Annotated in this window: 18 protein-coding genes; all 18 read left to right on the forward strand. The window is 38.8% G+C overall.

Annotated elements, in window-relative coordinates:
* A partial coding sequence (locus ACINWC141_RS11870) for a major capsid protein (protein WP_009391514.1) occupies nucleotides 1-502 on the forward strand: 502 nt, incomplete at its 5' end.
* Nucleotides 503-545: 43 nt separating this feature from the next.
* Nucleotides 546-920, forward strand: a complete 375-nt coding sequence (locus tag ACINWC141_RS11875) for a HeH/LEM domain-containing protein (protein ID WP_009391510.1) — start codon at nucleotides 546-548, stop codon at nucleotides 918-920.
* 2 nt (nucleotides 921-922) lie between these two features.
* Complete coding sequence (locus ACINWC141_RS11880) at nucleotides 923-1303, forward strand: hypothetical protein (protein ID WP_009391473.1); 381 nt, start codon at nucleotides 923-925, stop codon at nucleotides 1301-1303.
* Nucleotides 1303-1671, forward strand: a complete 369-nt coding sequence (locus tag ACINWC141_RS11885) for a hypothetical protein (RefSeq protein WP_009391478.1) — start codon at nucleotides 1303-1305, stop codon at nucleotides 1669-1671. The genes ACINWC141_RS11880 and ACINWC141_RS11885 overlap by 1 nt, the downstream gene beginning before the upstream one ends.
* Before the next feature lie 37 nt (nucleotides 1672-1708).
* On the forward strand, nucleotides 1709-2362 hold the full coding sequence (locus tag ACINWC141_RS11890) for a hypothetical protein (protein ID WP_009391477.1): 654 nt from the start codon (nucleotides 1709-1711) through the stop codon (nucleotides 2360-2362).
* Nucleotides 2363-2409: 47 nt separating this feature from the next.
* Complete coding sequence (locus ACINWC141_RS11895; RefSeq protein ID WP_009391512.1) at nucleotides 2410-2817, forward strand: hypothetical protein; 408 nt, start codon at nucleotides 2410-2412, stop codon at nucleotides 2815-2817.
* Nucleotides 2789-3157 carry an HK97 gp10 family phage protein gene (locus tag ACINWC141_RS11900; RefSeq protein WP_009391472.1) on the forward strand — a complete coding sequence of 123 codons (369 nt, stop codon included), beginning with the start codon at nucleotides 2789-2791 and terminating at the stop codon, nucleotides 3155-3157. The genes ACINWC141_RS11895 and ACINWC141_RS11900 overlap by 29 nt, the downstream gene beginning before the upstream one ends.
* Nucleotide 3158: 1 nt before the next feature.
* Nucleotides 3159-3557, forward strand: a complete 399-nt coding sequence (locus tag ACINWC141_RS11905) for a phage tail terminator-like protein (protein WP_009391490.1) — start codon at nucleotides 3159-3161, stop codon at nucleotides 3555-3557.
* 9 nt (nucleotides 3558-3566) lie between these two features.
* Nucleotides 3567-3959: a hypothetical protein gene (locus ACINWC141_RS11910; protein WP_009391484.1), complete on the forward strand. Its 393-nt coding sequence runs from the start codon at nucleotides 3567-3569 to the stop codon at nucleotides 3957-3959.
* Nucleotides 3960-4034: 75 nt separating this feature from the next.
* On the forward strand, nucleotides 4035-4385 hold the full coding sequence (locus ACINWC141_RS11915; RefSeq protein WP_009391470.1) for a hypothetical protein: 351 nt from the start codon (nucleotides 4035-4037) through the stop codon (nucleotides 4383-4385).
* Nucleotides 4385-5689 carry a pyocin knob domain-containing protein gene (locus tag ACINWC141_RS11920; RefSeq protein WP_034678479.1) on the forward strand — a complete coding sequence of 435 codons (1305 nt, stop codon included), beginning with the start codon at nucleotides 4385-4387 and terminating at the stop codon, nucleotides 5687-5689. The genes ACINWC141_RS11915 and ACINWC141_RS11920 overlap by 1 nt, the downstream gene beginning before the upstream one ends.
* A 95-nt stretch (nucleotides 5690-5784) precedes the next feature.
* Nucleotides 5785-6702 carry a phage tail tube protein gene (locus tag ACINWC141_RS11925; RefSeq protein WP_009391513.1) on the forward strand — a complete coding sequence of 306 codons (918 nt, stop codon included), beginning with the start codon at nucleotides 5785-5787 and terminating at the stop codon, nucleotides 6700-6702.
* Nucleotides 6703-6773: 71 nt separating this feature from the next.
* The gene (locus ACINWC141_RS11930) at nucleotides 6774-7283 is read left to right on the forward strand and encodes a phage-derived protein YdaY family protein (RefSeq protein ID WP_009391471.1); all 510 of its coding nucleotides are present in this window, start codon (nucleotides 6774-6776) and stop codon (nucleotides 7281-7283) included.
* A gap of 624 nt (nucleotides 7284-7907) precedes the next feature.
* On the forward strand, nucleotides 7908-8474 hold the full coding sequence (locus tag ACINWC141_RS19120; protein ID WP_009391508.1) for a hypothetical protein: 567 nt from the start codon (nucleotides 7908-7910) through the stop codon (nucleotides 8472-8474).
* A gap of 121 nt (nucleotides 8475-8595) precedes the next feature.
* Nucleotides 8596-8943, forward strand: coding sequence for a hypothetical protein (locus ACINWC141_RS11940; RefSeq protein WP_009391487.1), 348 nt, complete (start codon nucleotides 8596-8598; stop codon nucleotides 8941-8943).
* 87 nt (nucleotides 8944-9030) lie between these two features.
* Nucleotides 9031-9186, forward strand: coding sequence for a hypothetical protein (locus ACINWC141_RS20100; RefSeq protein ID WP_155757897.1), 156 nt, complete (start codon nucleotides 9031-9033; stop codon nucleotides 9184-9186).
* Between the two features lie 68 nt (nucleotides 9187-9254).
* On the forward strand, nucleotides 9255-9902 hold the full coding sequence (locus tag ACINWC141_RS11945; RefSeq protein WP_155757898.1) for a hypothetical protein: 648 nt from the start codon (nucleotides 9255-9257) through the stop codon (nucleotides 9900-9902).
* 86 nt (nucleotides 9903-9988) lie between these two features.
* Nucleotides 9989-14023 (forward strand): tape measure protein (locus ACINWC141_RS11950; protein ID WP_009391475.1); only part of this gene is annotated, 4035 nt, incomplete at its 3' end.

The following is a 14023-nucleotide window of genomic DNA, read 5'->3' on the forward strand; positions in this document are numbered from 1 at the left end:
TGGAACTGGAGCTGCCGCTGTAATTGATGGCGTATCTTTTGTTGATGCTTCATACAAGCTTGGGGATGCCGTAGACAAATTAACGGCTATCGCCATGCATTCGGCAACCATGGCTGCACTAGCTAAACAAGGTTTGATCGAAACCGTACGTGACGCTGATGGTGTAGTGCTCTATAAAACCTTCATGGATCGCCGTGTGATTGTTGATGATGGTATGCCTGTTGATGGTGATGTATTCACATCCTTCCTCTTTGGCCAAGGCGCAATTGGATTCCAAGATATTGGTGCACCAGTTGGTGTAGAGACTGACCGCGATAGTCTTGCGGGTACTGACATTCTTATTAACCGCCGTCACTTTGTATTGCACCCTCGTGGCATTAAATGGGCAGGTGCGACTGGTATTGCACCTAATAATGCAGGTCTTGCTACAGCTGCAAGCTGGGAACGTGTTTACGATCCAAAACAGATCCGTATTGTGGCATTCAAGCACAAAATCAAATAACTAAAAGGCGGGTAACACCGCCTTATTTTTTGGAGATCCTTCTATGGGACTTTCATCATTTAACCGTGCACGGGAAAGACAACAAATGACTGAAGCTAAAATAAATGAGCTAGAAGATCAACTAGCAACATTGAAAGGTGAATTTATTGCATTCCAGAATAATCCTGAAGCAATGAAAGCACGTATTGCTGATCTTGAATTGGGTGAAGGAAAACAAACGCCAGATGGCGACAACCAGCAAGATCAAGGTAACCAAAACCCTGAAGATAATCAAAACACTGGTGATGACCAAGTGCAGCCTATTAATTATGCCGGACTTAAAGTTGATGAGCTTCGAGCGATGCTAACTGAAAAGGGTATTGCATTTGAATCAGGTGCTAAAAAAGATGAGCTTTTAGCACTTTTGCCAAAGGAATAATCATGAGCTTTATCACTGAACAAGAGGCAATTGAACGTGTAGCAGGCTTTGATGCTTTATCTGCCAGTGATAAAGCTGACTATCTCGAAAAGTCTGAAGCTTATTTGTTAGCACGTAATGTTAAGCCTTTTGAAGAAGTAACTGCTGTCCCTAATGCCCTTAAAACGGCTTCCTATGAAGTTATAAAGGGCATCATGAAGGGAGATATATACCAAGGGCAGGAACAGGCTTTAAAGCGAAAGAAAGTTAAAGCTGATACGGTTGAGACTGAAAAGGAATACCAGGACGGATCAGTAAAACTGAGTGCGAGTGAGCAATATATTCTTGATTTGATCCAACCATATTGCAAACGGAAACGCGTGTTTTTTGTTAGGAAAATCTAATGGGCTTACGTGAGGAAATTCAGGCAGATATTGCCGAAGCATTTGATGAGGATCTAGCTGACGCCGTTCATACATTTACGTGTGAACGGGTAACAAAAACGAATTGGGATCCTAAAACTGAAACTCATGTTGAAGTTAAAGAAAACTATTCTGGTCGTGGCGTTCTGTTTGGCTCATACAGTCAATATGAGGTTCAGAAGCTTGGAGTACTGACCACAGATAAGAAAGCCACCGTGCTTCAAAATGAAGTGACTATGGCTCCAAAAATTGATGATGAATGGGTTACAGCCTTAGGTTCATTCCGAGTCGTTCATATTCAACAAGATCCAGCCAGTACAATCTGGAAATGCCAGTTGAGGAAGGTTTAAATACTTGATCTAATATCCTTCTAAATTAGGGGGATATATGGCTCAAGAAGATTTAAAAGTAAAAATTAAGAAGATCTGGTTTTGGATAGTTATGGGGATAATAGTTTATTTAATTATTTCCTTTTTTCTTAAAAGTTCCTATCCAATTCCTCATTATAAATTTGACTTAACTGTTGCCTATGATGTTTTAAAGGACGCCCTGACTCTTGCAGCAGCCTTTTTAGCACCGATAGCTGCATTTGTACTTTTTAATGACTGGCGAGAAACACATGCAAGAATCACTAATGAAAAAACTAGTATAGAGATAATGGACGCACTTCGCGAAATGAATTCGTTGACCACAAGAGCGTATAGCGAGTTGGCAGTGGATAATGAGGTGGAAAAAAAAGATAGCGAAAAGCTAACTAATTTAAATAGACAATTAAGTTCACTGATTTCAAGGGTTAATAGTGTCGATAAGGATGCTGAAGATTTCAAAGCAAATGTCTATGAAATGCGTATGGTTATCAACGATTGGTGGCATTTTTTAAATATAGCAGCTGATCTCTACTTTGACTATTCTAATAATAAACATGATGAAGAATCGAACAATCATTTATTTGGTGAAATTAATAAATGGGGATCAAATGCAACCAAAAAGGCTATATTGTTTAGTGAAAAACTTCATTCAATTAAACCTCTATTAGTTTAACTACCCACTTCGGTGGGTTTTTTATTAGGATTAATTAGGGAGTTCAAGTGATTAATACTAATTATGTGCCTGAGTGGTACATCTCACCATTCCAACATGTGCAATACACGCTTGCTAGAAATCAGCTTCATATGGACCTGTTATTCGAAGACATGAATAAGGTTGATATGTTCTTGTCTGTTGAAGGTGCAGCGGCACAAGTTGATTTTTATTCTAATGGTGCGTATGCAGTTGTCCAGCTAGGTGACACTTCAGAAAGAAAATTGATAGAGATCTATGGCTTGCTTTTACATGAAGCTGTTCATGTTTGGCAAAAGGTTAAGAAGCTGATGGGAGAAAAAGAGCCTAGTTCAGAATTTGAAGCATATTCAATTCAAGCGATCGCTCAAGATCTTTTTAAAATGTATGAGGAAAGCGAGGTGGAACATGGGATGGAAGGGCAAAAAGCCGACTAGTTTTAGTTTTGAAGTTGAAAAAAAAGCTGAAGATCATGTTAAGAAAATCACCATGGATACAGTGCAATCACTTGTTGTTTCAAGCCCTGTTGATACTGGTGCCTATCGTGCTTCTCACATTGTTTCTGTCGGATCTGGCGACTATGGGGTACGTGGACCTGAAACAAATGCCGTGCAAGATGCCACTAATCAAGCCGTTAAGTTTAAGCTAGGCAATTTAGTCTATATACAGAACAATAAGCCATATGCTGAACGATTAGAAAACGGTTGGTCTGATCAAGCACCTCAAGGTATTTACAACATTACCTTCAACTTTATTTCCCAGAAGTATGGTGGTTAAGATGGCAATGACTTTAGAGCAAACAAGACAAGCTATTATCGATCGTATGCAAAGCTTTACAGGTATTGCCCAGGAAAGAATCCAGTATCCAAATGCACCAGGCTTTAATGTACCAAAGGAAGGCTTGTGGTGTCGTTTAAAGATAGCAGGCGGAGCCAGCTTTACTTCAGGTGTTGCTGATAAACCTTGTACCCGTCGTACTGGTAATATCATGATTCAATGCTTCGATAGACTTCATACTGGAGAAAAAGCTCTGACAGTTCTAAGTGATGCTTTACTCGCGCATTTTGAGTATTACTCATTTGATGATTTAGAGTGTTTGAAGGGTGAATCGATTGATGCTGGGAAAGATGCTGACTTTGTGCAGTATAATGTGATAATCGGATATAAGGTTAATTGAGAAGAAGTAATGCAAGAATTTTATGATGAAATTATTCAAAGTTATGCAAGATATAAAGAAACATATGGGACAGTTGCAGATTCTATTTATATGAATGCTTCAAAATACGCTGAGTTTTATTCTTGGTCATCTAAAACTGGTGAAAATTTAATTGAAATAACTCAGTCTGCTCGAAGTTTGTTTGGTATGCGTATTTATACTCATACTAGTTTTGAATTTGATTTTTTTATTTTAGAAGAAAATGATGTCAAAAATGCGATTCAAAATTCAAACGAAACTATCAATAAATTTAAGCCAATGGACCTCTCAAAAAATGAAGACTCACTAACTCCTTATAATACTATGGAGACAATTCAATTAAAAATACCGGAAAGTATCTTAAATTTCCGAATGGGCACTTAACGTTTATTTATAACTTTAAGTAAGTTACTTATTAACCACCTCATCGGTGGTTTTTTATTTTTACAGGAATCACTTATGAGCAATTTCGTTTTTAAGCGTGGTGACACCTTCAACTTGAATTTGCAGCTCGTCGATACAGATGATGCTTTGCAATATCCTGCCGATGATGTTCGTCGCGCAATTGACCTGACGGGCTATACATTTACCTCTCAAGTAAAAACTGCAGAAGGCATTGCTGTAGCTACTCTAACATGTGCAGCTTTAAGTCAGTCAACTCAGAAAGGATGGCTTAATGTGAAATCGGGTGCTAGTACATCTGCATGGCCATTGGGTTTGGTTCAAATGGATATTAAAGCTGTGGTGAGTGGTACTACACAGCACACTGAAACTTTGACATTTCAGGTAATTGATGGAGTAACCGCATAATGGCAAATCTATTATTTAAGTTCAGTTGGGATCATCGGCCATTCCTGTATAACTCGGCTGAAGGAAAGCGGCAATTCATGCTGCCGTTTGCTTCGGGCATTCCGAATTTAAACCCTCAGCTATCACAGGTTCAGGGTGCTGGCACTGCAGCAGCGGGAACACTTACTACTTCATATCTCGATGATACAGTTGGGCGTGTGCTTCGGGTTGGTGATTTTGGTTTAGGGAAACCTCTTCGAAATACAGATGTTGGAGGGGCTGATCTTAATAATATGACAACTGTGGGTTTCTACGGCAATGACACTTTTGCAAGCGCTACTTTAGCCTTAAATTTCCCTGAAGCGGGAGTTGTTGGGACATTAATGGTATTAAATATTGCTGGTTCCAATAATTACCGGAACCAGATCTATATTTCTGCTTCAAGTGGTCGTATCTGGTATCGCTCAACTGCTGACTTAGCGACATGGACCGCTTGGAAACGTCTAGTAGATGCTAGTTCGGCGGATTATCAACGATTAATAAATAATGGTTTTGCTGCTAACTTTCCATTGAGCAATACTCCTTTATCAACTCTAGATGCACGAGGTAGTTTTATCGGGTTACAGAGCACAGGGGCAAATGCATCTGCTGCAGGCGATTATCCTGGTATTTTTGCTCAATATATTTTGGGATTAAACATTACCAGTGCAACTGAACATGCTGCACAAATCAGTGTCGGGACTTCTTCTGCTTATTTTGGTTTTAGACGACACAGTTATCAGGGGGAATATTCTCCATGGTACGCCTTACGTGGTGAACATAACACCACGGTTGATGGATCAGGATTTATTAAAGCAGCGTCTCCAGTCGTCAAACTTTTCAGTGATTATATTGAGCTAAATACGGATGCTGAAAAACAACCTATTACTTTCGAAAAGCACGGAATTGGTGATTACCTGATTAAGGGATCACTTGGTTTTGCAAAAGAAGGTTGGTATGTCGAAGTGCCGAAAGACGCGAATGGTAATACGGTTGTCGCAGTTGTCTATGAAACGCTAGAGAATGGCGATATTTCCATTAAAACCTACAAGCGTAAGTTTGATATTGAACTGGCTGCAATCGTTGCTGATCTGGAAAATCCTATGGATATTCCTTTCTCTCGCTGGATCGATATTCGCTTACATGAAGAACCTGAGCCAGAACCTGAAGAACCACTGAGTGAAACCCCAGTTGAGTTTCAGCCAACTAACCTTGCGCAAGCTGTAGCAGATGCAATGGCAGGTGTCGAACCTCCAGAAGTCTCCAATTCAGATGAAATTAAATAAGGACCCGCTAATTTAGCGGGTTTTTTTACACCCATTTTTAAAACGACCCGCAGAAGAAGTGGGTTTTTTTATGCCTAAATTTTGGAGAACTATAAATGAGTTCAGGCGCAAAAATTCGATTATATGCTTGTGAAGAAGCAGTACTGGGAACAACTCCGGCAAACCCGATTTGGCAAACGGTTCGCCGTGTATCAGATGGCTTATCAGAAAACGTCTCTACTGAAGAAAGTAGTGAAGTTGTGGATTCACGCTTTCGGCAAGGCGGGGTCGTTACTGAAGCTGAAGTCGCAGGTCAGTTAGAGTTTGAATTGTCGGTAGGGACATTCGATTTATTCTTGAGTGCGCTGGCATTCAATAACTGGGCGGGAAACTCTTTAAGTTTTGGTGGTACCGTACGTAAATCACTAACTCTAGTCAAAGTCTTTGAAGATGTGGGGCAGGTCTTTATTTACCGTGGTGTTCAGGTAAATACGGGTGAAATCACCATTCAGACTACAGGAAAGATAACTGGTAACTTTGGCTTGGTTGGCAGTTCTTTTACTCGTCAGCAAGTAAACCCAGTTGTTAATCCTGTGGCTGCTACAACACGTCCACTAGTCAGCATGCCAAACGTTGAAAACTTACTTGTGAATGGTCAATCTATTCAAGGTAAAGCATGTATGCAATCGTTGACGATTTCGATCAATAACAATCTGGAAGCAATTCGTTGTATTGGCTCAGGTAAATACACACCAGAGTTTTACTTAGAGAAAATGATGGATATCGAAGCGAATGGATCTTTCATGTTCTCCGCTACAGCAGCTGGCTGGATTGATGCTATCAAAACCCGTGATGTATTCACCCTGACCTTCGATATTAAAGACAGCAAAGGTAGCAAATACTCATTCAACTTCCCACAGCTTGAAGTGATGGAAGCCAATCACCCAGATGGTGGCGGTGACGACATTATTACGTTAGATATCAACTTTGCTCAAGTTCGTAAAACCCCAACGATTGTGCGTGCTCTTGTTTAATTCAACTCATTAGCAATCAAAGCCTATGGATTCCCATGGGCTTTTTTATTTCCTAAATTATAGAGGTAGGTATGGCTTTAAAAGTCGGAATTGTTCGAAGCTCAGAAGTATCTAAATGGTGCACGTTTGAAACGGCAGATGGGCAGGCAGAATTTAAAATTCGTGGGATTGGTTATAAACCCTTTCAAGTTGCGCTAGAGAAGGCAGGGAATCAAATTACGTCAAAAGGCTATGATGTAATGGTGAAAGACGTAAACAGCAAGCTCTATCATGAGCTTTTATTAGATGCAGCTGGAGCTCATTTAATTGAAGACTGGAAAGGCGTTGTTTTCGCTGAAGTAGAAGATGGTGAAACAGTCGAAATTGATCAACCTTATACACCAGAAAATGCATCTAAGCTGCTTAACCTTGGCGATATTGGCCTTTTGATCTGGTCATTCGTTAAAGAGCAGGCGCAAAAGATTCAGGAAGAAGCTGACAAGGACAAGGCGACGATTCTGGGAAAGTCATCGAGCTCTATAAATACCAAAAGACCTATGCGTCAAAAACGCCGCACGAAATCGAACAAATCAAGTTCTTAGGTGGACATTTACCAGATCCACCAGAATATTCTTATGCGGCTGACTCAATTCTAGCAGCCTATAGCACGATTATTAGATCTAGACGATATGAGCAGGGTGTACCTTTATCTTTAGACCAACATGCAATCAATGTCTATGCTGAGCATAATGATTTACCTGTTGATTCTCATATCTTTAATGACTGTATTTTTGCTTTAGATAATTTATTTATTGAAGAAGTTCATAAGAAGATTGTTAAATCGAGTAATGGCAAAAATTGACATTTTTTAGTTTTGATTTGTTAAATTCTACTGAAAATCCAGCAGTTGTTACTTTTTCAAAGCTACAAAAGCTTGACAAACGATTTCTATTTCTTATTGACAAAAATGTCATTAATAAATACCATCCTAAATACAAACCCTATTATCAATTGATAACAGGGTGTTTTTGTCTAAGGAGGAAATATAATGAAAAGTACCAATAGAAATTGTGGTCACGTTATTTCCGAGACTAGAGAGAGTCAAAGATCAGCAGCCTCTATTTACAATAGTAATTACAGTACTGCTTATGTAAGTAGTGTCTCTTTCTCACGTGAGGAAATGAATGATGCTTATGCAAAAGCTCGTTCTAATGAGAGACTAAGCTGTGGCACCAGAAAATAAAAACCCTGAATATAACTGGATATATGAGCGATTAGTCGCAGATGAGAATGATCTTATCGGGGCAATCGCTTATATTCTTTATAAGCAACATAAAATTGAATTTATTAAAAAAATTGAAGCAGAATATTCTACAAGTCCAACACCAGATCAGTGGCTTGAGTTTCATAGAACTACCTGTCTTGAATCAAATATTATTAATTATCAGAAACGTGCAGAAGATCTAGTTAGTCAATTTCTTAAAAATATGTTAAGTGAACATGTGGAGCATTTAGAAGCTCAAGCTGATCAGAGAATGGCTGCTAGAGTAGAGCTAATAACTGGATCTTTAAGAGAAAAAATAGCTGAATTAGAAAACTCAATTAATGGTAACCATATTTTGGTTCAAGCAGAAATTACCAATAAGAAAAGTATACTGAATCGATTAGGTGAAGCTTTTCTTAATATCCTCTATGGTTTAGCGATTATCGCTATTATTGGAGGGGTATTTAATGGATACAAATGGGTTTCTAAAATGAATAGTCATGCAGAAAAAGTTTCAGGAATAAATTAACTTTACCTTACTTCAGTAAAACCACCACAGGGTGGTTTTTTTAATATCTGGAATATACTGATAGTGAAATGTAATTATTAAAAACATATAATGTTAACAATGATTTATATTGAAAATTAATATGTTAGAAAAACTTTTTTATACATTGGGGTTATCTATTTCTTTAGCGGTTTTAGTTAGCTGCACTAAACAAGCTGAACATAAAGCACTACCTCCTTCAGTTGAAGCGCAGTTCATGAGTGCGGACCAACAAATAGGGAAGATGCTAGATGCTCTAGAGAATCGAAACGTACCACTGGATCAGAAGCAGGAAATTTTATGCAAGACATATCCTGAAGTCTACAAAAAGCAATATATGCCAGCTCTACTCAAGCTTTCACCGAATCTCTACACAGAGGAAATTCTATTAAGAGATTTTAAGGTGGTGATTAGCTTTTATAAAAAAACTTTTGTCGTTAATTGTGGTTGATTTTTGTCACTTAAGAATCTAATAGTATATAGCTTGCATCAACAAGTGTTCGACAAAATAGATTTAATTTCTTAAAGGTGATAATTTGTGTCAAATCAAACAAAAATCATATTTGGTTCAGTAATTATCATACTGTTTATTGCGGGTTCTAACTATTTTAAAGATTTAAATTTATTAAACTTCGGACAAAAAGCTGGGACCTCAGCCGGAAAAGAGATTAATAGAAACATGAATAATAATTAAACCACCTTCGGGTGGTTTTTTATTGTACTAGCTGTTAAATTTTACTCATTGTTAAAATGGGTATTTCAATGAAAAGATTATTGTTTTTATGTTTATTAGTTGGATTAGCTGGGTGCAAAGAAACGCAAACAGGTTTTGATAAAAACCTTTTCAATACTTCTTATAGCAAATGTGTAGATTATTTAACTAACTCTTTGAAAAGCCCTTCAAGTCTTAAAGTTCGTGAAGCGAATATTTCAGCTAGTACAGCGAACGCCGAAGATATTAATAGCGTATTTGGTGATTTAATTACTAAAAATGGAATCATAGAAGAAAATATAAAAACTGAAAAAGCACGCTTTAGAGAATTGTTAGTAAATATTGATTATGAAGCACAAAACTCTTTTGGCGCATCCATTAGAGGGCTTTATCAATGTAAATACATCACTAGATTGAATAATGCTGAAACTAGTCCAAAGCCTTTAAATATTTATCTATACAAGTTGATTAATGATGGTGAAGACATCAATCTTGGTGTGAATATTCCTATATCTGACTTGAATGGCTCAAATTTCTTTATAAATAGTGATATCAAAAAAATTGTAGGTACAGCCGAAAGTCAATTTAGTGAAACTGATAGCAAACGTTATAAAGAAGTTGAAAGTATAAATGAATATAAACGTCTCGATAATGAAGCTGAAAAGCTTCGACAAAGTTGGGATGAGTCATTTTCTTAATTTATTCAATGTTCCTAACTAAATAGTATTTAAGCTAAATCTTTAACCCGCTACGGCGGGTTTTTTATTGCCTAGAGGAAAGTAAAATGGCACAAGAATCTCGTCTGGTCATTGTTATTGATTCGCAAAATGCTGAACGCAATGCACGAAATCTAGGTAATGAGCTTGATAGCATTGAACGTAAAGGAGATTATGCTTCTAAGTCAATGGATGGCTTATCTGTAGCTACCCGTCAGCTTGCAGGATATATGGCTGGATTGATTACTGTTAGTGCTGCAATCTCTAAGATGGATACATACACAGGACTTCAAAACCGTCTTAAATTAGTGACTAATAACCAAGTAGAGCTAAATAAAGCAACTGAAGATACGTTCCGAATTGCTCAAAAGACATATTCTGCTTGGGATTCAGTTTTACAGGTGTACCAGCGCTTTAGTGATAATGCCAAGACATTAAATCTTACGATGGAAGATACTGCCCGATTAACTGAAACCGTATCAAAAGCTGTGGCTATTAGTGGAGCAAGTGCGGAGGCCGCTGATGCAGCATTAGTACAGTTCGGACAAGCTCTTGCCAGTGGTACATTACGTGGTGAAGAACTGAATTCTGTAATGGAGCAAACCCCTGCTTTAGCAAAAGCTATTGCACAAGGCATGGGTATTACAGTGGGGCAATTACGTTCAGTAGCCGCAGAAGGAAAGATTACTTCAAAAGAAATCGTTAAGGCCCTTAATAATGTCCAAGACGATGTTGATGCGCTGTTTGCTAAAACTGATATCACAATTGGTCAATCACTCACACTTTTAAATAACGAAATTACTAAGTTTGTGGGTGAGGCTGGTAAAGGTAGTGGGGCCGCACAGGTATTAGCTGGATCAGTTCAAACTCTTGCAAGTAATTTAGATTTAATTGCAGATGGGGCATTGGTAGTTGGTATTGGGTATATCACTCATGCAATTTTAATGAAGAGCGCAGCAGTTAAGGATGGAATAACATCGACTTTAGCTAGCCGCCAAGCATCAGTATTAAACGCTCAAGCTGAATATGCAGAAGCTACAGCTACCTTGAATGCGGCTAAAGCGCATCTCGCGAATGTCCGAGCCACAAACGCAGAAACCCAAGCTAAATTTGGTGCAACTGCGGCAGCTACACGTTATGCACAGGCACAAGCAGCAGTAACTGCTGCTACAAATGCACAAACCGCTGCTCAATCAAGACTCTCAGCAGCTTCTTCTTTGGTTGGCAGTATTGGCAGTCGAGCATTAGGACTTATCGGCGGTCCAATTGGCGCAATTACCCTAGGTGTATCCGCTCTGGCTGCAACATATACTTATTTTAAAGGTAAGGCAGAAGAAGCGAATAGAACACTTGCTGAACAAGCCGAAGTGGCTAACCGTACTGCTGAAGAATTAAAAGGGTTAAAAGGTGAGGCAAAAACCAAAGCTATTAATGACTTAACAACGGCCTTTAAAGCTCAAAATGAGGAGTTGAAAAAAACAGAATTGGCCGTTGGTTCAGCCTTAATTGATATTCAAAACTTCGGTAAAGGCAATGTTGAACTTACAAGGATTTCTAATGAAGCTCGATTGGGCACAATTAGCTACAAGGAGGCTATGGAGCAACTTGCTAAACAGAAGTTACCCCCAAGCTTAAGAGATGCATTAAAGGAGCAAATCGACAAATACAATGAGGCTTATGAAAAGGCTGATAAGACGAAAACAGCCATTAAATTGTTTGGTATCGAAGTTACCTTAACGGGTAATAAAGCCCAAAATGCAGCAATTGAGCAACAGAAGCATGCTGATGCTATCAAGAATACAAAACAGGCTGCAGATGAGGCTCAAAAGTCCTTACAGAAATTGTATGCAGATAAATTGTGGGATACGCAATTTGTCGAGATAGTAATGAAAAAGGGTTTTTCTGAGTCTCAGGCTAATGATTTATTGAAGCTTTATAAAGATTCATTAGCTAAGGGTCTTAAGGCAGCAGACCGAGAGGCTATGAAAGCATTAACGGATACTTGGAAAGCAGAAGAATCAATCAAAGCCATCACGGATGCTAGAACTGATTCTATACGGGAGCAAAACAAGGAGCTTAAAAATCAGCAAAAAGTACTAAATGTAAATGCGAAAGTCCTAGCAAATGCTTCAAAATTCGGCTTTGCAGATCTAGAGTCTAAATACAAACTCCCATCAGGAACATTATCCGCGATTCATATGATCGAATCTCGAGGTAATGCAAAAGCCTATAACAAAGAAACCGGGGCCACTGGTGGATTTCAGTTTCTCGAAGGTACTGCCAAGCAATATGGCATAAAAGACCGCACTGATTTAGCACAGTCTGCTGAAGGTGCGGCTAAGTACATGTCTTATCTTTTGAAGCTTTTTAAAGGTGATTTAGAAAAGGCTGTACGTGCATACCATGCAGGTGAAGGCAATGTAATGAAGGGTAAAGGTATTGGTAAAAATAATAATCAATACTGGAAAGACTATCAAAGTTACATGGCTGGTATTAATGGCTATTCTGCTGGTGATATTTCATCAAAAGACTTTGATAAGCTTATTCAAGATACCACTAAAATGGCCGAGGAGCAGGCAAAACTTCGCCTTCAATTAGAAAATGAGGTTGCTAATCAAGTAAAAAAGATTAGGAATGATCTGGCCAAAAAACTTGAGGATGTTGATAAAGCTAACTTTAGCCCGGAACGTAAGGCTGAAATAAAAGCAGAACTTCAAGCACGTGCAGATAATGATATTGCTATTGCTGAGCAAGCTACAAAGACTAAGTTTGATTCATTCCGTGATTTCACCAAGTCGGAAGAGCAGCTTTTAAAGGACAGTTTTGCAAAACGTCAATTTGAAGCCGAACACGACTTAGAGATGACAAAAGAACAGCGTAAAGAAGCTGTTAATTTGTTAGCTCAACAGTTGCAACAAGAATTAGGTTTACTAAAACTTGCTCAAGAGCAACGTTTGTTTCAAGCTAAATTATTCTTGCTTTCAGAAACTGAGGCAATGCAAGAACGCTACCGATTGGAGCGAGAAGAAATTGCTAAAACAGTAAAAGATGAGGAGGAAAAACGTAAGCGACTGGCATTATCACGTGATCAAGAACGATTAGAAGCACTTGATCGTGCAGCAAAAGCTGGTCAAGCATGGGGTGGTATTCAAGCTGATATGAATGGCAGTGGTGAGTTCTATAGACTAGATCAAGAACGATCTAGCCGCCTAAGTGCCGCGACAAATCTACTTGATAGTCAGCAAGGTGTGGTTAATTTAAATGAACAAAATTCTATTGAGGCTTTAAATGCACAATTTGAGCAACAGCTTATAAGTCAGCAGGATTACGAAAACCAGAAAACTGCGATCATTCAAGCTGCTCAAGAGCAACGGAATCAAATTTACAGTGATTATGCTCAGAACGTTAAGGACGTTGAAGACAAGTATCAACAAGATCGATTAAACGCTCAGATTGCCCTTGGTGGACAAATGATGGGTTCAGTCACTTCGATGTTTGGTTCAATGTTTGGTGAACAGTCCAAAGCCTATAAGCTCATGTTTGCTGCAGATAAAGCTTATGCAATTGCAGCTGCAGGTATTGCCATCCAGCAAAATATCGCAGCTGCTTCAAAAGCTGGTTTCCCTTATAACTTGCCTTTGATTGCTGGAGCCGTTGCACAAGGTGCTAGCATTATTGCTAACATCAGGGCAATTAAAGATCAAGGCTTTGCGGACGGTGGTTTCACTGGTCGAGGTGGGAAATATGAAGTTGCCGGTGCTGTGCACAAAGGCGAGATCGTATGGTCCCAAGAAGATATTAAACGCTGGGGTGGTGTTGGCTTAGTTGAGAAAATGCGTAAGAGCTCAGGCCCTGAAGCATTCCTCAACAATAATGCTTCAGCTGATAATATCATGCGCCGTGCAATGATGAGCTCTAATGCTTTTATAGAAAGCCAAAAGCAATCTGACATCTTCAATCAACCGGTTCAAGATGGCCAGATTATTTATAAGGGTAATAGTCGTGTACCTACTGCTTCTTCAGCAAGCTCTGATCTATTCCACGACGGAAAAGTTTACTTCTCTTCAAATGGTTTAGTTCAGGATCGCTCAAATCTTGATGAC

This window comes from Acinetobacter sp. WC-141, from assembly GCF_000313935.1.
In the GTDB taxonomy this organism is placed as follows: domain Bacteria; phylum Pseudomonadota; class Gammaproteobacteria; order Pseudomonadales; family Moraxellaceae; genus Acinetobacter.